At 66.8% G+C, this 16,046-nt stretch carries 18 protein-coding genes; 10 read left to right on the forward strand and 8 right to left on the reverse strand.

Annotation, left to right across the window (positions count from 1 at the left end; translation table 11 throughout):
• Nucleotides 1-7: 7 nt before the first annotated feature.
• The 5 genes from ACTOWJ_RS04475 to ACTOWJ_RS04495 form a co-directional block, all read right to left on the reverse strand.
• Nucleotides 8-241 (reverse strand): SlyX family protein, encoded by a 234-nt coding sequence (locus tag ACTOWJ_RS04475; protein ID WP_441333392.1) that lies wholly within the window; start codon nucleotides 239-241, stop codon nucleotides 8-10.
• 58 nt (nucleotides 242-299) lie between these two features.
• Nucleotides 300-1,646 carry a UDP-glucose dehydrogenase family protein gene (locus ACTOWJ_RS04480; RefSeq protein ID WP_441333393.1) on the reverse strand — a complete coding sequence of 449 codons (1,347 nt, stop codon included), beginning with the start codon at nucleotides 1,644-1,646 and terminating at the stop codon, nucleotides 300-302.
• 171 nt (nucleotides 1,647-1,817) lie between these two features.
• Nucleotides 1,818-2,651, reverse strand: a complete 834-nt coding sequence (locus ACTOWJ_RS04485) for an FKBP-type peptidyl-prolyl cis-trans isomerase (RefSeq protein WP_441333394.1) — start codon at nucleotides 2,649-2,651, stop codon at nucleotides 1,818-1,820.
• A gap of 137 nt (nucleotides 2,652-2,788) precedes the next feature.
• A complete protein-coding gene (locus ACTOWJ_RS04490; protein ID WP_441333395.1) occupies nucleotides 2,789-3,733 on the reverse strand; it encodes an FKBP-type peptidyl-prolyl cis-trans isomerase in 945 nt (314 codons plus the stop codon).
• Between the two features lie 212 nt (nucleotides 3,734-3,945).
• Nucleotides 3,946-4,581, reverse strand: coding sequence for a glutathione peroxidase (locus tag ACTOWJ_RS04495; protein WP_441333396.1), 636 nt, complete (start codon nucleotides 4,579-4,581; stop codon nucleotides 3,946-3,948).
• Between the two features lie 178 nt (nucleotides 4,582-4,759).
• On the opposite strand from ACTOWJ_RS04495, the gene ACTOWJ_RS04500 reads away from it, so the two are divergent.
• The 6 genes from ACTOWJ_RS04500 to ACTOWJ_RS04525 all read left to right on the forward strand — a co-directional run bounded on the left by ACTOWJ_RS04500 (nucleotide 4,760) and on the right by ACTOWJ_RS04525 (nucleotide 9,094).
• Complete coding sequence (locus ACTOWJ_RS04500; protein WP_441333397.1) at nucleotides 4,760-5,254, forward strand: hypothetical protein; 495 nt, start codon at nucleotides 4,760-4,762, stop codon at nucleotides 5,252-5,254.
• Nucleotides 5,255-5,257: 3 nt separating this feature from the next.
• Nucleotides 5,258-5,653 carry a GntR family transcriptional regulator gene (locus ACTOWJ_RS04505; protein ID WP_441333398.1) on the forward strand — a complete coding sequence of 132 codons (396 nt, stop codon included), beginning with the start codon at nucleotides 5,258-5,260 and terminating at the stop codon, nucleotides 5,651-5,653.
• Complete coding sequence (locus ACTOWJ_RS04510; RefSeq protein ID WP_441333399.1) at nucleotides 5,650-6,534, forward strand: ABC transporter ATP-binding protein; 885 nt, start codon at nucleotides 5,650-5,652, stop codon at nucleotides 6,532-6,534. The genes ACTOWJ_RS04505 and ACTOWJ_RS04510 overlap by 4 nt, the downstream gene beginning before the upstream one ends.
• A gap of 20 nt (nucleotides 6,535-6,554) precedes the next feature.
• Nucleotides 6,555-7,556, forward strand: coding sequence for an ABC transporter permease (locus tag ACTOWJ_RS04515; protein ID WP_441333494.1), 1,002 nt, complete (start codon nucleotides 6,555-6,557; stop codon nucleotides 7,554-7,556).
• Between the two features lie 135 nt (nucleotides 7,557-7,691).
• A complete protein-coding gene (locus tag ACTOWJ_RS04520; RefSeq protein ID WP_441333400.1) occupies nucleotides 7,692-8,465 on the forward strand; it encodes a DUF4097 family beta strand repeat-containing protein in 774 nt (257 codons plus the stop codon).
• Between the two features lie 83 nt (nucleotides 8,466-8,548).
• Entirely contained in the window at nucleotides 8,549-9,094 is a 546-nt protein-coding gene (locus ACTOWJ_RS04525; protein ID WP_441333401.1) for a DUF2884 family protein, read from the forward strand.
• Nucleotides 9,095-9,173: 79 nt separating this feature from the next.
• On the opposite strand, the gene yiaA is transcribed toward ACTOWJ_RS04525, so the two are convergent.
• From yiaA to ACTOWJ_RS04540, 3 genes are all read right to left on the reverse strand, one after another.
• Nucleotides 9,174-9,587 carry an inner membrane protein YiaA gene (gene yiaA, locus ACTOWJ_RS04530; protein WP_441333402.1) on the reverse strand — a complete coding sequence of 138 codons (414 nt, stop codon included), beginning with the start codon at nucleotides 9,585-9,587 and terminating at the stop codon, nucleotides 9,174-9,176.
• A gap of 452 nt (nucleotides 9,588-10,039) precedes the next feature.
• The gene (locus ACTOWJ_RS04535) at nucleotides 10,040-10,228 is read right to left on the reverse strand and encodes a hypothetical protein (RefSeq protein WP_441333403.1); all 189 of its coding nucleotides are present in this window, start codon (nucleotides 10,226-10,228) and stop codon (nucleotides 10,040-10,042) included.
• A 548-nt stretch (nucleotides 10,229-10,776) separates the two neighbouring features.
• Nucleotides 10,777-12,249, reverse strand: coding sequence for a class II fumarate hydratase (locus ACTOWJ_RS04540; protein ID WP_441333404.1), 1,473 nt, complete (start codon nucleotides 12,247-12,249; stop codon nucleotides 10,777-10,779).
• A gap of 348 nt (nucleotides 12,250-12,597) precedes the next feature.
• Here ACTOWJ_RS04540 and purB point away from each other — a divergent pair, with 348 nt between their 5' ends.
• From purB to ACTOWJ_RS04560, 4 genes are all read left to right on the forward strand, one after another.
• On the forward strand, nucleotides 12,598-13,974 hold the full coding sequence (purB, locus tag ACTOWJ_RS04545; protein WP_441333405.1) for an adenylosuccinate lyase: 1,377 nt from the start codon (nucleotides 12,598-12,600) through the stop codon (nucleotides 13,972-13,974).
• 22 nt (nucleotides 13,975-13,996) lie between these two features.
• Complete coding sequence (locus tag ACTOWJ_RS04550; RefSeq protein ID WP_441333406.1) at nucleotides 13,997-14,425, forward strand: DUF695 domain-containing protein; 429 nt, start codon at nucleotides 13,997-13,999, stop codon at nucleotides 14,423-14,425.
• Nucleotides 14,426-14,550: 125 nt separating this feature from the next.
• Entirely contained in the window at nucleotides 14,551-15,465 is a 915-nt protein-coding gene (gene bla, locus ACTOWJ_RS04555; RefSeq protein WP_441333407.1) for a subclass B3 metallo-beta-lactamase, read from the forward strand.
• Nucleotides 15,466-15,547: 82 nt separating this feature from the next.
• On the forward strand, nucleotides 15,548-15,946 hold the full coding sequence (locus ACTOWJ_RS04560) for a VOC family protein (RefSeq protein ID WP_441333408.1): 399 nt from the start codon (nucleotides 15,548-15,550) through the stop codon (nucleotides 15,944-15,946).
• The last annotated feature ends 100 nt before the right edge of the window (nucleotides 15,947-16,046 follow it).

Below are 16,046 nucleotides of genomic sequence, written 5' to 3' on the forward strand. Positions count from 1 at the left end.
TCGGTAATCAGTAATGCGGCGGGGGTGGTTCGCTGTCGGCATCGCCGGTCAGCGGGCTGGCCGCCATGGCGGCGCGCAGGTGCTTGATCTCGTCGAGCGCGCGAAACAGCAGCAAGGAATTGCGCGCCTCTTCGCTGCGCGCGGCGGCCAGGGCATCGCTGAGTTCGTTCAATGCGTGCTCCTGGAACGCGACGCGCGTTTCCAGATCGATCAGGCGCTGCTGGAGTTCGGTATCGGACAAAACGATGGACCCATGCACTGGTGAAGAATGGAGCGGCGGAAACTGTGGAATCGACGGCTCAGTCGCCGTCGATCAGGATCGAGCGGCCGCGGCCGATGCCGTAATAGGCCAGGTCCGCAGCTTCGACTTCATCGGGATGGTACAGGTTGCGTCCGTCGAAGATCACACCGTCGGCCAGCGCCTGACGCACGCGGACGAAATCCGGACTGCGGAACTGCTTCCACTCGGTCACCACCACCAGCGCGTCGGCGTCGACCAACGCGGCGCGGGCCGAGTCGCACAGCACCAGATCGTCGCGCTCGCCGAAGATGCGCTGGGCTTCCTCGCTGGCCTCGGGATCGTAGGCGCGCACGCGCGCGCCGGCCTCCCACAACTGCGCCAGCAGCTTGCGGCTGGAGGCTTCGCGCATGTCGTCGGTGTTGGGCTTGAACGCCAGGCCCCACACCGCGAAGGTCTTGCCCGCGATGTCGGCGCCGTAATGACGAATGATCAATTCGAACAAATGGCCCTTCTGGCTGTCGTTGACCGCCTCCACCGCATCGAGCAGGCGCGCCTGATAGCCGTGCTGCTGCGCGGTGCGCGCCAGGGCCTGCACGTCCTTGGGAAAGCACGAGCCGCCGTAACCGGCGCCGGGGTAGATGAAATGCCAGCCGATGCGCGGATCCGAGCCGATGCCCTGCCGGACCATTTCGATGTCGGCGCCGACTTTCTCGGCGATGTTGGCGATCTCGTTCATGAAACTGATCTTGGTCGCGAGCATCGCATTGGCCGCGTACTTGGTCAGTTCCGCCGAGCGCAGGTCCATGACCACGATGCGCTCGTGGTTGCGGTTGAACGGCGCATACAGGCGTTTGAGCTTCTCCACCGCGACTTGATTGGCCGAGCCGATCACGATGCGGTCCGGGCGCATGCAGTCGTTGACCGCGTCGCCCTCCTTGAGGAATTCCGGGTTGGAGGCGACATCGAAGGTGATGTTCATCTCGCGCGCGGCCAGTTCGCGGGCGATGGTCGCCTGCACCTTGTCGGCGGTGCCGACCGGCACGGTGGACTTGTTGACCACCACCACCGGACGTTCGATGTGCCGGCCGATGGTCGAGGCCACCGCAAGCACGTAACGCAGGTCGGCGCTGCCGTCTTCGTCGGGCGGCGTGCCGACCGCGATGAAGATCAGATCGCCGTGGGCGATCGCTCCGGCCGCGTCGGCGGTGAAGTGCAGGCGTCCGGCGGCGTGATTGGCCTTGACCATCGCTTCCAGGCCGGGTTCGTAGATCGGAATCACGCCCTGGTTCAGGCCTTCGATCTTGGCCAGGTCGATATCGACGCAAACCACGTCGTGCCCGACATCGGCCAGACAGGTGCCGGTAACCAGACCCACGTAACCGGTGCCGAAGATGGTGACGCGCATTCGTTGGTTCTCTTTCTGGATGAAACAAAAAACGGGAATGAGGAGCGGATCAACAGCGGGGAATTGGGGGGATGGAAGATCGCGCACGAGCCGTGCCGCGCCCCACATTCCCCCCGTTCCCTTCAGTCCCGCTCCATCATTCCCGCTTTACCACATCAATGCATCAACCGATCAATGCGCCTTGGGGCCGGTGCCCATGGCCGCCGATTCCGGGCCGCCGGCCGGCGCGTCGGGCTTGACGATGTCGAGCAGCTCGACGTCGAACACCAAGGTCGCGTTCGGGCCGATCGGGCCGCCCGGGGTGCCCTGCTCGCCGTAACCCAGCTTGCTCGGGATCCACAGCTTGAACTTGCTGCCGACCGGCATCAGCGCGATGCCTTCCTGCCAGCCCGGGACCACCGCGCCGAGCGGGAACACCGCCGGTTCGTTGCGATCGTAGGAGCTGTCGAAGGTCTTGCCGTCGAGCAGCGTGCCCTTGTAATGCACGCGCACGGTGTCGCTGATCTTGGGCTTGGCGCCCTTGCCTTCGGTCACCATCTGGTACTGCAGGCCCGAAGCGGTGGTCACCACGCCGGCCTTCTTGCCGTTGTCGGCTAGGAACTTCACGCCGTCTTCCTGGTTCTTCTTGGCCATGGCGACCATCTTCTCGACCTGCTTGTTACGCACCTTTTCCTGCAGGCGCTGGCGGATCTGCTGCGCTTCCTCATCGGTCAGCAGCGGCTTGTCGCCCTTCATGTTGGCCTGCATGGACTTCTGCAGCACGGCCAGGTCCAGATCGTCCTTGAGCAGTTCCAGCGAACGGCCCATGTCCATGCCGATCAGATAGCTGTCCTGTTCCTTTTCGGTCTTCATACCGCCCAGCGCCTTGACTTCGGGGGCCTTGGGATCGGCCTTCTCGCCGCTCTTGGTATCGGCGGCCTTGTCGGCCGGCTTGCCGGCCTGGTTGCAACCGGCGGCGAACAGCGCCATCGAGGCCACGGCGATCGCGAGGGCGGTGTTACGCATGAAAGGCTTCATCAAACTGCACTCCTAAGAGACTGAATAACCGGAAGGTGGGAAACCGGACCGGCCGCGCGGACTGCCGGCCGGCCGCTGAACGCTACGCGAGTACGGCCCACATCGGACGATGCGGGTCGCGCGGATCACAGGATGTCGAGCAGCTCGACCTCGAAGGTCAGCGTCGCGTTCGGACCGATGCTCGGCGGCGCGCCGTTGGCGCCGTAAGCCAGTTCGGCCGGAATCCAGAACTTGAACTTGCTGCCGACCGGCATCATCGCCAGGCCTTCCTGCCAGCCCTGGATCACGCCGTTGACCGGGAATTCGGCCGGCTGGCCGCGATCGTAGGAGCTGTCGAAGGTCTTGCCGTCGAGCAGCGTGCCCTTGTAGTTCACGCTGACCTTGTCGGTCGGCTTGGGACGCTCGCCCGAACCCTGGCGCAGGATCATGTACTGCAGGCCCGAGCCGGTCGAGAACACGCCCTTGACCTTCTTGTTGTTCTCCAGGAAGACCTTGCCGTCGTTGAGGTTCTTGTCGCCGGCCGCGGCGGCCTCGGCCTTGAGCTTGGCCTGCATCTTCTCGCTGAAGTTGGTCAGCACGGTGCGCGCATCGCCTTCGGCGAGCAGGGTCTTGCCGCCGCTCAGCGAGGTGCGCACGGCCTGCACCAGCAACGGCAGCTCGATCTCGTTCTTGATCTGCTTCAGGGCCGGGCCGACCATGAAGGTGCCGATCAGCAGACCGACCTTGTCCTTGGCCACCGCCGGCGGCTGCGCGCCCGGCGCGGCGCCCGCAACCGGCTTGCCGTCGCGCGAGGCGATCCGCGCGCGCAGGGCGGTGTCGACGGTGCGCGCCTCGTCCTGGGTGATCAGCGGCTTGCCGTCGTCGAACACGTTCTTGACTGCGCGCTCGAACGCGGCGGTGTCCAGGTCCGGGCCGACCGGCTTGAGCGAGGACGCGACGTCCAGGCCGATGGCGTAACTGATTTTTTCGCGGTCGTTGGCGAGCACGGTCTTGTCCTGAGCAGAAGCGGCGCCGCCGTACAGCGCTGCAGTGGTGATCAACACGGCTGCGCCGCGCACGAAAGCCTTCATCGGGGTCCAGCTCCTGGTTGCTTGTCCTGACTACGAATGATTCGCCGCGGCGCGGCGCCAGCCCACCATTGTCGCGGGCGCGAGCGGATGCGGCAATGTTCCAGTGTGACGGCGGACAAGCGCCGAAGTTCCGCCGGTCGGATGCGTCGCCGATCGGGAAACCTGACCGCGCGCGCAAAATCGCGCGCGATCGGCTGTGTTCCGCACGCCGCTTACTTGCCCGCAGCCTTGGCGGCACCGGGCTTGACCGCCGATTTGGCCGACGGTGCGGCCAGGGCGCGCTCGATCGCCGCGACCACGCTGGGGTCGTTCGGGGTGACCTTGCTGCCGTAGCTGGCGATCAACTTGCCGTCGCGGCCGATCAGATACTTATGGAAGTTCCACTTGGGCGCTTCGCCGGCGGCCTTGCTCAGATCCTTGTACAGCGGCGTGGCCTGGTCGCCGACCACATGCACTTTCTCGAACATCGGGAACTTGACCCCGTAGGTCAGCGTGCAGAACTCCTGGATCTGCTTCTCGTCCTCGAATTCCTGCGCCTTGAAATCGCCCGAGGGGAAGCCGAGCACGGCGAATCCCTTGGCCTTGTACTTGGCGTGCAGGCCTTCCAGGGCCTCGAACTGCGGGGTGAAACCGCATTTGCTGGCGGTATTGACCACCAGCACCACGTCGCCGCCGTAGGTGCGGGCCAGATCGACCGGCTGCTTGCCGGCCAGCGGGCGGTAACTGCGATCGAGCAGGCCGCCGGCGGCACCGGCCGCTGCGGCGGTGCCGGTGGCCAGGGCGAGGGTCAGCAACACGGCGGAGGCGGCGCGGGCGGCGCGCGAACGCGGGAGCAAGGACGAAGTCATGGGTCGGACTCGGTTGGGCGGTGGGGCCGGCAGCCATTGCCGCAGCAGACCGCAGGCAATGGGGATGCGACGGGACAGGGCCAAGTATGACTTCAGTTGGGTCCAAGCCGGTTGACTCGGCGTGTTTAGGTGTTATAGTTGCATACAACACCGGCCCACTAACGAGCAGGATGACCCCATGAACCGCAAGCTGCACAACTCGATCTCCGGCCTGATGGCTGCCGGCGGCGCCCTGGTTCTGGGCCTGGTGATCGTGCTGCCCCTGCCCGCTCCGGTCGCGGCTCCGGCGCAGGGCCTGGCCCAGTTCGCCGGCGATGCGCCGGCCACCCGCCCGATCGAAGTCAACCTGGGCGCGGTCAAGGCCCGGATCCGCTTCAACCACAATTACCTCGAACGCGCCCGCAGCCGTTCCGGCGATCTCAGCGGCGCCGCGCGCCGGATCGAGGCCAGCGCGACCCAACTCGAACGCGCCACCAGCGCCAGCGAACTGGCGGACTTCGCCGGCGTGCTGGTCCGCGACGTGGCCGATCTCAGCGCGATGGCCAACGCCATCGAACCCAACGCCGCCGCGGAGTCGGCGCGCGCCGAACTCAAGCGCAAAACAGGGAAGGCCTCGCGCCGCAACCGAAGCAATCTAGTCATGCCCTATTTCTCCTTCCTGTCGCGGGGCTGAGCCATGACCGCAATCCAATGGAGCGACGGCGCTCCGATCTATCGCCAGCTCAAGGAGCGCGTCGTCGCGATGATGCTCGACGGCGTGCTCAAACCCGGCGATGCCCTGCCCTCCGTGCGGCAGGTCGCAGCCGAATACCAACTCAATCCCATCACCGTCTCGCGCGCCTACCAGGAGTTGGCCGACGAGGCGTTGGTCGAAAAACGCCGAGGCCTGGGGATGTACGTGACCGAAGAAGCCGCAAGGAAATTGCTCATCAACGAGCGCGAACGCTTCCTGCGCGAGGAATGGCCGCTGGTGCTAGAACGCATCGGCCGACTCGGCCTGAGCACCCAGGAACTGCTCGGCGCCGCCGCCAACCGCAGCGATGCCGGCAACGACAAGGCAGGCACGCCATGACCAACGCCATCCACATCGATCCGGGCCACGTAGTCACCGCGCGCGGCCTGCGCAAGGCCTATCGCAACAAGCTCGCGCTCGACGACACCAGTTTCGACATCCCCACCGGCCGCATCGTCGGCCTGATCGGCCCCAACGGCGCCGGCAAGACCACCGCGCTCAAGGCGATCCTGGGCCTGACCGCGTTCGAAGGCGAACTGTCGGTGCTCGGCCGCGATCCGCGCAGCGAACGCGACGAACTCATGCGCGATGTGTGCTTCATCGCCGACGTCGCGGTGCTGCCACGCTGGCTCAAGGTGCGCGAGGCGATCGAGTTCGTCGCCGGCGTGCATCCGCGCTTCGACCGCGCCAAGTGCGAGCGTTTCCTGCACGGCACCCAGCTCAAGCCGGGCATGCGAGTGCGCGAAATGTCCAAGGGCATGATCGTGCAGTTGCACCTGGCGCTGGTGATGGCCATCGATGCGCGCCTGCTGGTGCTCGACGAACCGACCCTGGGCCTGGACATCCTGTATCGCAAGCAGTTCTACCAGCGCCTGCTGGAGGATTACTTCGACGAGAACAAGACCATCGTGATCACCACCCATCAAGTCGAGGAGATCGAACACATCCTCACCGACGTGATGTTCATCCGCGACGGCAAGATCGTGCTCGATTGCCCGATGGAAAGCCTGGGCGAGCGTTTCGCCGAGGTGCTGGTCGATCGCGAGAAGGCCGACCACGCCCGCACCCTGGGCCCGTTGGACGAGCGCGCCCTGCCGTTCGGCAAGACTGTGATGCTGTTCGACGGCGTCAACGCCGCGCAACTGCAAGACCTCGGCGAAGTCCGCACTCCGGGCCTGGCCGACCTGTTCGTCGCAACCATGAAGGGGACCTACGCATGAACGCCGGCGCAGACGAAATGATGACCCCGACCGCACCGCGCACGGTGGCCGCGTTCCCGCCGCAGCGGACGTTCAAGATGCTGCTCAAGCGCGAGTTCTGGGAACACCGCGGCGGTTTCCTGTGGGGGCCGCTGATCGCCGGAGCGATCGCGATCGGCTTCGCGTTGATCGGCGTGATCGCCGGCTCGGTGCTGTTCCACAACGTCGCCGCACGCAGTTCCGACGGCGTCAGCGTGGATCTGTCGGGCAACAGCGAGAAGATAGGCGGTATCGGCGACATGGCCCTGGCCGGCGGCCTGGGCCTGGTGTTCACGGTGTACGTGTTCGTGGTGTTCTTCTACGCCCTGGGCTCGATCTACGACGAACGCAAGGACCGCAGCATCCTGTTCTGGAAATCGCTGCCGGTATCGGACGCGCAGGCGGTGCTGTCCAAGCTGTTGTGGGCGTTGGTGCTCGCGCCGGTGATGACCGCGGTGATCGGACTGGGGGTCGGGCTGGTGATGTGGGTGCTGGCCTGGCTGGCGGCGCTGCTCAACGGAGTGGACGGCGCTTCGGCGATCTTCACCCAGGCCCATCCGCTGCAGTTGGTCGCCGAGATCGTCCTGGCCATCCCGGTGTATGCGCTGTGGGCGCTGCCGACGGTGGGCTGGCTGATGCTGTGCTCGGCCTGGGTACGCAGCGTGCCCTTCGTCTGGGCGGTGGTGATTCCGCTGCTGGCCTGCGTGTTCGTGAGCTTTCTGGACATCATGCCGGGCATCGATATCCCGCACGGCGCGATCTGGTACGTGATCGGCTTGCGCGGCCTGCTCAGCGTGGTGCCGGGCACCTGGTTCCTCAACGAACAGGTCGCCGCCAGCGCCAAGGACGCGGCGATGACCGGTCCGCAGGCGCTGACCCAGTCGATCGACGTCACCAGCAGCCTGCACGCCCTGACCACGCTCGACCTGTGGGTCGGCGCGGTGATCGGCGCGGCGATGGTCTACGGCGCGATCCGCCTGCGCCGCTGGCGCGACGAGGGCTGAAACCCGCGTCCCGTGCCGGCCCGGCGCCGGCCCGGCGCCGGCGCGGGACGTATCGCGACGTATCGCTGCGCGACGGCTTCAACCGTTTGCGCCCGATCGGCATCCATCAAGTTCCATCCTGCCCCGGAGCGCCCAATGCGCCTGCCCCTCGCCCTCCTCTCCGTCGCGCTGCTGTTGCCGTTGGCCGCCCAGGCCAACGATCGCTGCGATCACGCCCAGCCGCGCGATCTGCGCCTGGATCTGACCGGCGTGAAAGCGGTGGTGTTCGAAATCGGCTCCGACGATCTGGCCGTCAGGGGCGCCAGCGGCGCTAGCGGCGCCGGCGAGGTCACAGGCCGCGCCTGCGCCTCCGACGCCTCCGACCTGGCCGGGTTGACCCTGACCCAGCGCCGGGCCGGCGACAAACTCATCGTCACCGCCGAGCACAGCAACAAGATCAGCCTCGGCTTCAACGGCCATCGCTACATGCAGTTGCATGCCACGGTGCCGGACAGCCTGATGGTCCAGCTCAAGGTCGGCTCCGGCGATGCCTCGGTCGACAAGGTCGCCTCGCTGAGCGCGGATGTGAATTCCGGCGATATCAAGATCAGTCGCGTACGCGGCTTGGTCGCCGTCTCGGTGGGTTCGGGCGATATCGATATGGACGAAGTCGGTTCGCTGCAACTGATCAAGCTCGGTTCGGGCGATCTGAAGGCGCGCGGCATCGCCCGCGACGTCAAGATCGGCTCGGTCGGTTCGGGCGATGTCGAATTGCGTCGCGTCGGCGGTTCAGTCGAACTCGAACGGCTCGGCTCGGGCGATCTGGAAGTCGAGGATGTGCGCGGCAACCTGCGCGTGGCCCGGGTCGGCAGCGGCTCGGTGCACCACCGCGGCGTCGCCGGCCGGGTCGACGTGCCGCAGGACGACTGAGCGCAAAACGCGAGCGCGGCGTCAGGCCACGCCGCCTCACCCTACTGTTCCCACATGGGCGCGCCGCGCCGAGGATCGAGATCATGAAGGCTTTTTCGCCATTGGCTTCGCTCGCGGTCGCGGCCGCGCTGTTGCTGGCCTCCACCGCCGGTTGCGCCAAATCCTCCGACAGCGGACTGCGCGTGTTGGTGATCGATCACCTGCGGATCGACGGCGATCGCGTCCTGGTGCGTGGCGATGGCGGCGGCGAAGCCGAATTCCGCGCCGACGGTGCGCTCAGCATCGACGGCCGGACGATCGCGCTGACCCCGGCGCAACAGGCCTTCAGCCGACGGTATTACCAGGAAGCCTCGGCGATCGGTCGCGAAGGCGCGCAAATGGGCAAGGCCGGCACGGCGATCGCCGGCCACGCGGTGAGTTCGGCGCTGGAGGGCATCCGCACCGGCAACACCGACGACATCGGCAAGAAGGTCGAAGCCGAGACCTCCAAGCTGCAGGCGCGGGCCAAGCAAATGTGCGGACACGTGGTGAACCTGCGCGCCGCGCAGGATCAACTGCGCGCTTCGCTGCCGGCGTTCGCGCCGTTCTCGCGGATCCAAGCCGACCCCGGCGCCGACTGCGCGAGCTGATCGGCACCCCAAGTTCGATGCCCGAACGCCTCCACCGTCGCCGTACCGCGCGGCGACGGCCGCGATCCACGCGGCGGGATTACTCGATGTCGTCGCCGGAGGTCGCGCTGTCGCGGGTGTTCTTCTGCACCGCGATCGCCGCGAACAGACTCAACGCATAGGCCATGCCGTAGAAGCCCTTCTCGCTGAAACTGATCTGCGCGTTCCACAGGCCGATGAACAACAGCAGCAACGAGCTGACCACCGACACCCAGGCCAGGCCGTAGTAGATGTTGGTGACCGGAATGCCTTCCATGCGGTCGCGCACCGCTTTTTGCACCGACACGGCCGCGAACAGGCCGTACAGCAGCAAGGTCAGGTAGTAGCCCTTTTCGTTGAGCTGCATTTGCGCATTCCACAGGCCGATCAGATAGGCCAGTGCGCCGAGCATGAGCGCGGTCCATGAAGCGCCGACGAAAGCCGCCGAGGGCTTCCGGGAAAAGGCAGAGTTCATATCGATTCCTTGATCGTGGGGTAGCGGCTGGGCAATCGCCGATATCTGCGCCGACCCGATGGGCCGGCGTGCCGTGCGGGCGCTCCCAGCCCGCGTGCGCACTATGCCTTGAAGCGCGATGGCTGTCATCGTCCGCGCCGCGCCGGACGCGGTGGCCGGGAGCGTAGACACGATGCGGTCCGGAACTGCGCGAGCGGTCCGCGCGGGAACGTCCCGGCGGCGGACACCCCGGCCGGCATTATCTGAAATCCAAATGCAACGCTCCGATCGATGCGTTGCGCACGCGAGCGCATCGGCGCTTGGCGCGGAGCGCGGGAAACCGCGGCGGCCGCGAACCGGTCCGCGCCGTCGAATCGAGCGTGTAATCAGCGGCCGCGCAAGCACGCGGTCGCGGGCCGGACGCAGCCGGCAGGTCGCCGCGCGCCACTCAATCGCCGGCGCGGCAACGGGTATCAGCGCCCGGCCGCGGCCAACGCCTGCTTCGGCACCGAAGCGCGCAACGCCGCATCGGCCGCTGCCGCCGCCTGGGCCGCGGCCTGCGCGCGGGCGTTGTCGTCGAAACGCATGAACTGCGGATCGCAACCGGCGCAAAGCGTCGTGGCGAGGGCGATGGCGAGTACGAAGTAGCGGTTGGATTTCATGGCTGGGCTCCAAAAAACTTTCTGGTTGTGGCTGCCGGACCGCGAAGCCCGGCGGGGCGAAAAACGCTACGGCGCGCCGTGATCCCTTGGTCGCCGTACCGGTGCAGCAAAAATTTCATGTCTCGGGTATTGCAGAAGAAATGTCGTCATCGAACCGCGGGCGGCGCCACGCCTGGGCGCCGGCATCGGGCACGACCGGCGACTTTACCCAATGCGGGCTTTCGCTCGCCTGTCGCCGCGATCGTGGCCGCAGCGCCCCGTCGCGGATATTCCCCAAAAAGGCCTGAACCCCTGTCGTTTCGGCGCGAACCGCCCGGCTTCATGCCCTGGCGCGCATCCCCACGACGCCTCGGGCCGGTTTGCTGCGGTGGTTACCGCCGAATAACTCCGATTATTCCTTCGTGTCGCCCGCAGGATATCCAATCGCCCCACCGACGGAATCCAACCGTGTTCGCAGATTAAATTCCCGGAACATTTACTTCACGCGCCCTATACGCGGCGCTCACACGGCGGCGGCATTTAGTGCGCCGCCGCCGCGCGAGTCGCGATCAACCGCCGCCGCTGCCGCCGCCAGACTGGATGCCGCCGCGGGTCAGCGAGGCCGGATCGAGCAGCCGGCGCAGTTGTTTCTCGCTCAGACCGCTGGTTTCCACCGCCACCTCCAACACCGGCCGGCCTTCTTTATAGGCTTGCTTGGCGATCGCGGCGGCCTTTTCGTAGCCGATGATGGGATTGAGCGCGGTCACCAGGATCGGGTTGCGGTCGAGCGCTTCGCGCACATGCGCCTGACGCACCTTGAGTCCGGCGATCGCGCTGTCGGCCAGCAGCGGCATGGCGCGCGCGAGCAGGCGGATCGAGTCGAGCAGATCGAAGGCGATCAGCGGCAACATCACATTGAGCTGGAAATTGCCGCTTTGCCCGGCCACGGTGATCGCTGCGTGGTGGCCGATCACCTGCGCGCAGACCATCGCCAAGGCTTCGGGAATCACCGGGTTGACCTTGCCCGGCATGATCGAGCTGCCCGGCTGCAGCGCCGGCAATTCGATTTCGCCCAGCCCGGCCAGCGGACCGGAATTCATCCAGCGCAGGTCGTTGGCGATCTTCATCAGCGCCACCGCCAGGGCGTTGAGCTGACCCGACAATTCCACCGCATCGTCCTGCGCGGCCAGGCCCTCGAACTTGTCCGCGGCCGATTCGAAACGCGTCCCGGTGGCGTCGGACAAGGCCTTGGCCATGGCCTTGCCGAAGCGCGGATCGGCATTGATGCCGGTGCCGATCGCGGTGCCGCCGATCGGCAGCCGGCGCAGGCGCTTGAGGCTGTCGAGCAGGCGCTGTTCGGCCGAATCCAACTGCGCGGCCCAGGCGCCGAATTCCTGCCCGAAGGTCAGCGGCATGGCGTCCATCAGATGGGTGCGCCCGGTCTTGGTGACCTTGGCCAGCTCCTTGGCGCGCTTGCCGATGGTCTTGCGCAGATGCTTGAGCGCCGGCAGCAGCGACTCCATCACCGCCAACTGCGCCGACACCCGGATCGCGGTCGGGATCACGTCGTTGGAGCTTTGGCCCAGATTGACGTGATCGTTGGGATGGATCTTGTGTTTGCCCGTGCGCGAGGCCAGCGTGGCGATGACCTCGTTGGCATTCATATTGCTCGAGGTGCCCGAGCCGGTCTGGTAGACGTCGATCGGGAAATGCGCATCGAAGCGGCCCTCGGCGACTTCGGCCGCGGCGGCGCGGATCGCCTTGGCCGCGGGCGCGTCGAGCAGGCCGAAACCGCCGTTGACCTGCGCCGCGGCGGCCTTGACCAGGGCCAGGGCGCGAATGAACTCTCGCGGCATCGGCTGGCCGGAGATGGGGAAATTCTGCACTGCGCGCTGGGTCTGCGCGCCCCACAGCGCATCGGCGGGAACGCTGAGTTCGCCCATGCTGTCGTGTTCGAGACGGAAACCCGCCGCGGCGGGTTTGGCCGCCGGTTTCGCGGGCTGGCCGGAGGTCCGGGCCGGGGTCTTGCGTTTGCTCGCCATTGCCAACTCCATTGAGTCGTGGGGGAGACACGCCGCGGATCGATGCCGCCCGCGTGTCGATTAGGTCTGGGGAGAACCCGGCTATCGCAAGGGTTCACGCCGTGCTGGCATCGTTTTCGCTGGCAGGGCCATCATCGCGATGTGCGCGATGGACGTCGAGTGCAGTCCGGATTTCCGCCCGATCCGGCAGGGTTTGCAGCTTCTGTAGGAGCCGCGACCGCGGCCACTCATGCTCGCGCCGCAAGCGGGTCAGACCGCAGTCGCGGCTTGCGCCGCTCCTACAGTGAGGGCCCGGCAGGACCCAAGCGCTGGGGTAGAATGGCGGACTGCTTACTCTCCACGCGTGCCATGTCCGCCGACTCCCAGACCACCCTGCTCGCCCTGTCCCCGCTCGATGGCCGCTACGCCGGCAAAGTCGATGCGCTGCGACCGATCTTCTCCGAATTCGGCCTGATCAAGGCCCGGGTCAAGGTCGAAGTGGAATGGCTGCTGGCCCTGGCCGACGAGCCGGGCATTGTCGAACTCAAGCCGTTCTCCGCGGCCGCGGCCGCGCGCCTGCGCAAGCTCGCCGACGAGCTGTCGCTGGCGGACGCAGCCCGGGTCAAGGAAATCGAGCGCACCACCAACCACGACGTCAAAGCGGTGGAATACCTGATCAAGGAGCGCCTCAAGGACGATGCCGAGCTGGGCCCGGCCCTGGAATTCGTGCACTTCGCCTGCACCAGCGAGGACATCAACAACCTCAGCTACGCGCTGATGCTCAATCAGGCGCGCCAGCAGGTGCTGCTGCCCAAGCTCGACGAACTGATCCAGAAGCTGCGCGCGATGGCCCACGAGCACGCCGGCCTGCCGATGCTCTCGCGCACCCACGGCCAGACCGCCTCGCCGACCACGGTCGGCAAGGAACTCGCCAACGTGGTCGCGCGCCTGCTGCGTCAGGGCGAAACCCTGGCCGGCGCGCAGATGCCGGGCAAGATCAACGGCGCGGTCGGCAACTACAACGCCCACCTGGCCTCGTATCCCGATATCGATTGGGCCGCCTTCTCCCAGCGTTTCGTGACCTCGCTGGGCCTGGACTGGCAGCCTTACACCACCCAGATCGAGCCGCACGACGGCATCGCCGAGGTCTGCGACGCGCAGCGCCGCATCGACACGATCTGCATCGATCTGTGCCGCGACGTGTGGGGCTACATCTCGCTGGGTTACTTCAAGCAGGCCGTGAAGGCCGGCGAAGTCGGCAGCTCGACCATGCCGCACAAGGTCAATCCGATCGATTTCGAAAACGCCGAGGGCAACTTCGGCATCGCCAACGCCTTGTTCGAACACTTCGCCGCCAAGCTGCCGATCAGCCGCTGGCAGCGCGATCTGACCGACTCGACCGTGTTGCGCGCGCTGGGCACCGCGTTCGGCCACGCCCTGATCGGCATCGACGCGCTGCTGCGCGGGCTGAACAAGCTCAGCGTCAATCCCGAGCGCCTGGCCGCCGATCTGGACGCGGCCTGGGAAGTGCTGGCCGAAGCCGTGCAGACGGTGATGCGCCGCCACGGCCTGCCCAATCCCTACGAACACCTCAAGGCGCTGACCCGCGGTCAGGGCATCACCGAAGCCTCGATGCGCGAGTTCATCGCCTCGCTGGATCTGCCGGCGCAGGACAAGCAGCGTCTGCTGGCGATGACGCCGGGCAGCTACACCGGCTTGGCCGAGCGCCTGGCGCGCGAGATCTGACCCGGAACGGAGCGCGATCGCGATGGAAGACACCCGCGGCTGGACCCTCGCCGAGCAGCATGCCGACGATGGCCTGTCCCTGATTCGGCTCAAGCAGATCGAGCGCGGTTTCGATTTCCGCACCTATCCCGAACGCTTGAACCTGATCTGGGCCTATCGCGACGACCCGGGCACCGGCACCGCCTCGCCGGCCGAGCTTGAAGCGATGCAGCGCTTCGAGGACCGGGTCTGCGAGCGCATCGAGGCCGCCGGCCACAGCCTGTTGGCGATCGTGTTCACCGAACCCGACCACCGCGAGTACGTGTTCCATACCCGCGACGTGAATGCCTTCATCGGCGTGCTCAACACGATGCCGCAGGAAGCCGCGCCCTATCCGATCGAGATCGACCACGAGAGCGATCCCAAGGGCGAGTTCTACCAGTCCTTCGCCGACGCGCTCGGCGCGCGCTAAGCCCGCCCATCGCGAATCGAAACACGAGACCCGATCGGCAGTACCGATCACCAGACCCGATTCCGCAACGCATCGCGATAGCCGATAGTGTCCAATCGTTTTTCACTTCCGCGAGCGAGGCGATGATGCGTTTGGCGATGGGTCTGATCGGTGCACTGATACTCAGCGGCTGCGCCGCGTCCGTCTCCAAGCCCGATCGAAAGGCGGATCCGGCCACGGCCGCAACGGTCTGTCCGGCCGATCCGACCTGGGACACGCCCTCGCCGCCCCGCCGCATCCACGGCAACACCTGGTATGTCGGCACCTGCGGGATCAGTTCGATCCTGATCGCCTCCGATCAGGGCCATGTGCTGATCGACGGCGCCACCGAAAAGGCCGCGACGCAGATCGAAGCCAACATTCGCACGCTGGGTTTCCGCGTCGAAGACGTCAAGTACATCCTCAGTTCGCACGAACACCTCGACCACGCTGGCGGCATCGCCCAGTTGCAGCGCGACAGCGGCGCGACCGTGGTCGCGCTGCCGGCCGAAGCGGTTTCGCTCGAACGCGGCCAGGGCGACCGCGGCGATCCGCAGTTCCTGAGCACTCCACCGTTCAAGCCGGTGCGCGCGGTGCGCCGGATCGCCGTCGGCGAAACGCTGAGCCTGGGCCCGATCGCGCTGACCCCGCACGCCACGCCCGGCCATACCCCGGGCAGCACCAGTTGGACCTGGAACGCTTGCGATCAGGCCGGCGTGTGCCGCGCGATCGCCTACGCCGACAGCCTGACCCCGTTTTCCGACGACGAGTACCGCTACACCGACGAGGCCGCCCACCCGGGCGTGATCGCCGCGTTCCGCCAGAGCCTGGCCACGGTCGCCCGATTGCCTTGCGACATTCTGTTGACGCCGCACCCCAGCGCCAGCGACCTGTTCGCGCGACTGGGCCCGCAGGCGAGCAAATCGTTGGTCGACGCCGGCGCCTGCCGCGTCTATGCCGCCACCGGCACCGCCAAACTCGACGCGCGCATCGCCAAGGAGCGCGGCGCGACCACGCCGTGAGCGGACCGCGAGCACGGCCGCGACCACGCGGCCTTGGCGCCTGTGCGCGCACAGTCGGCGACGACGCGAACGGAGGACTGCGATGCAGCAACTGATCAATATCGATGTGCCCGATCTGGAAGCGGCGCTGAGGTTCTATACCCGCGCCTTCGGCCTGCACGCCGGGCGCCGGCTCGGCGGCGAAGTCGTCGAACTGCTCGGCGGACAGGCGCCGATGTATTTGTTGCGCAAACCCGAGGGCTCTGCCGCGGCCGGGTCCGATACGCGGCGTTACGCGCGGCATTGGTCGCCGCTGCATGTGGATGCGGTGGTCGAGGACCTGGACGCGGCCCTGGCCAGCGCGCTCCAGGCCGGGGCGCGGCAGGAGGGCGAGATCCGCAGCGCCAACTGGGGCCGGATCGTGCAGATCGCCGATCCGTTCGGCCATGGCTGGTGCCTGCTGCAGTTTCTGGGGCGCGGCTACGACGAGATCGCGGATTGAACGGCGGCCGCGCGCCGGCGATCGACCGCAGCCGTTCTGGATAAAGCCGTCCTGGATAAATCCGAACCGGGCGGCCATCGCCGCGGTCCTGGCCGGCGCC

This window comes from Lysobacter sp. CA199 (assembly GCF_052078715.1).
In the GTDB taxonomy this organism is placed as follows: domain Bacteria; phylum Pseudomonadota; class Gammaproteobacteria; order Xanthomonadales; family Xanthomonadaceae; genus Lysobacter.

Bases quoted from the DNA above. Each gene is read 5' to 3' on its own strand.
- purB (WP_441333405.1), top strand. From the start codon at position 12,598: ATGTCCGCCGACTCCCAGACCACCCTGCTCGCCCTGTCCCCGCTCGAT.
- ACTOWJ_RS04515 (WP_441333494.1), top strand. From the start codon at position 6,555: ATGACCCCGACCGCACCGCGCACGGTGGCCGCGTTCCCGCCGCAGCGG.
- ACTOWJ_RS04520 (WP_441333400.1), top strand. From the start codon at position 7,692: ATGCGCCTGCCCCTCGCCCTCCTCTCCGTCGCGCTGCTGTTGCCGTTG.
- ACTOWJ_RS04505 (WP_441333398.1), top strand. From the start codon at position 5,258: ATGACCGCAATCCAATGGAGCGACGGCGCTCCGATCTATCGCCAGCTC.
- ACTOWJ_RS04490 (WP_441333395.1), bottom strand. From the start codon at position 3,733: ATGAAGGCTTTCGTGCGCGGCGCAGCCGTGTTGATCACCACTGCAGCG.
- ACTOWJ_RS04485 (WP_441333394.1), bottom strand. From the start codon at position 2,651: ATGCGTAACACCGCCCTCGCGATCGCCGTGGCCTCGATGGCGCTGTTC.
- ACTOWJ_RS04560 (WP_441333408.1), top strand. From the start codon at position 15,548: ATGCAGCAACTGATCAATATCGATGTGCCCGATCTGGAAGCGGCGCTG.
- bla (WP_441333407.1), top strand. From the start codon at position 14,551: ATGCGTTTGGCGATGGGTCTGATCGGTGCACTGATACTCAGCGGCTGC.
- ACTOWJ_RS04550 (WP_441333406.1), top strand. From the start codon at position 13,997: ATGGAAGACACCCGCGGCTGGACCCTCGCCGAGCAGCATGCCGACGAT.
- ACTOWJ_RS04540 (WP_441333404.1), bottom strand. From the start codon at position 12,249: ATGGCGAGCAAACGCAAGACCCCGGCCCGGACCTCCGGCCAGCCCGCG.
- yiaA (WP_441333402.1), bottom strand. From the start codon at position 9,587: ATGAACTCTGCCTTTTCCCGGAAGCCCTCGGCGGCTTTCGTCGGCGCT.
- ACTOWJ_RS04495 (WP_441333396.1), bottom strand. From the start codon at position 4,581: ATGACTTCGTCCTTGCTCCCGCGTTCGCGCGCCGCCCGCGCCGCCTCC.
- ACTOWJ_RS04525 (WP_441333401.1), top strand. From the start codon at position 8,549: ATGAAGGCTTTTTCGCCATTGGCTTCGCTCGCGGTCGCGGCCGCGCTG.
- ACTOWJ_RS04510 (WP_441333399.1), top strand. From the start codon at position 5,650: ATGACCAACGCCATCCACATCGATCCGGGCCACGTAGTCACCGCGCGC.
- ACTOWJ_RS04500 (WP_441333397.1), top strand. From the start codon at position 4,760: ATGAACCGCAAGCTGCACAACTCGATCTCCGGCCTGATGGCTGCCGGC.
- ACTOWJ_RS04480 (WP_441333393.1), bottom strand. From the start codon at position 1,646: ATGCGCGTCACCATCTTCGGCACCGGTTACGTGGGTCTGGTTACCGGC.
- ACTOWJ_RS04535 (WP_441333403.1), bottom strand. From the start codon at position 10,228: ATGAAATCCAACCGCTACTTCGTACTCGCCATCGCCCTCGCCACGACG.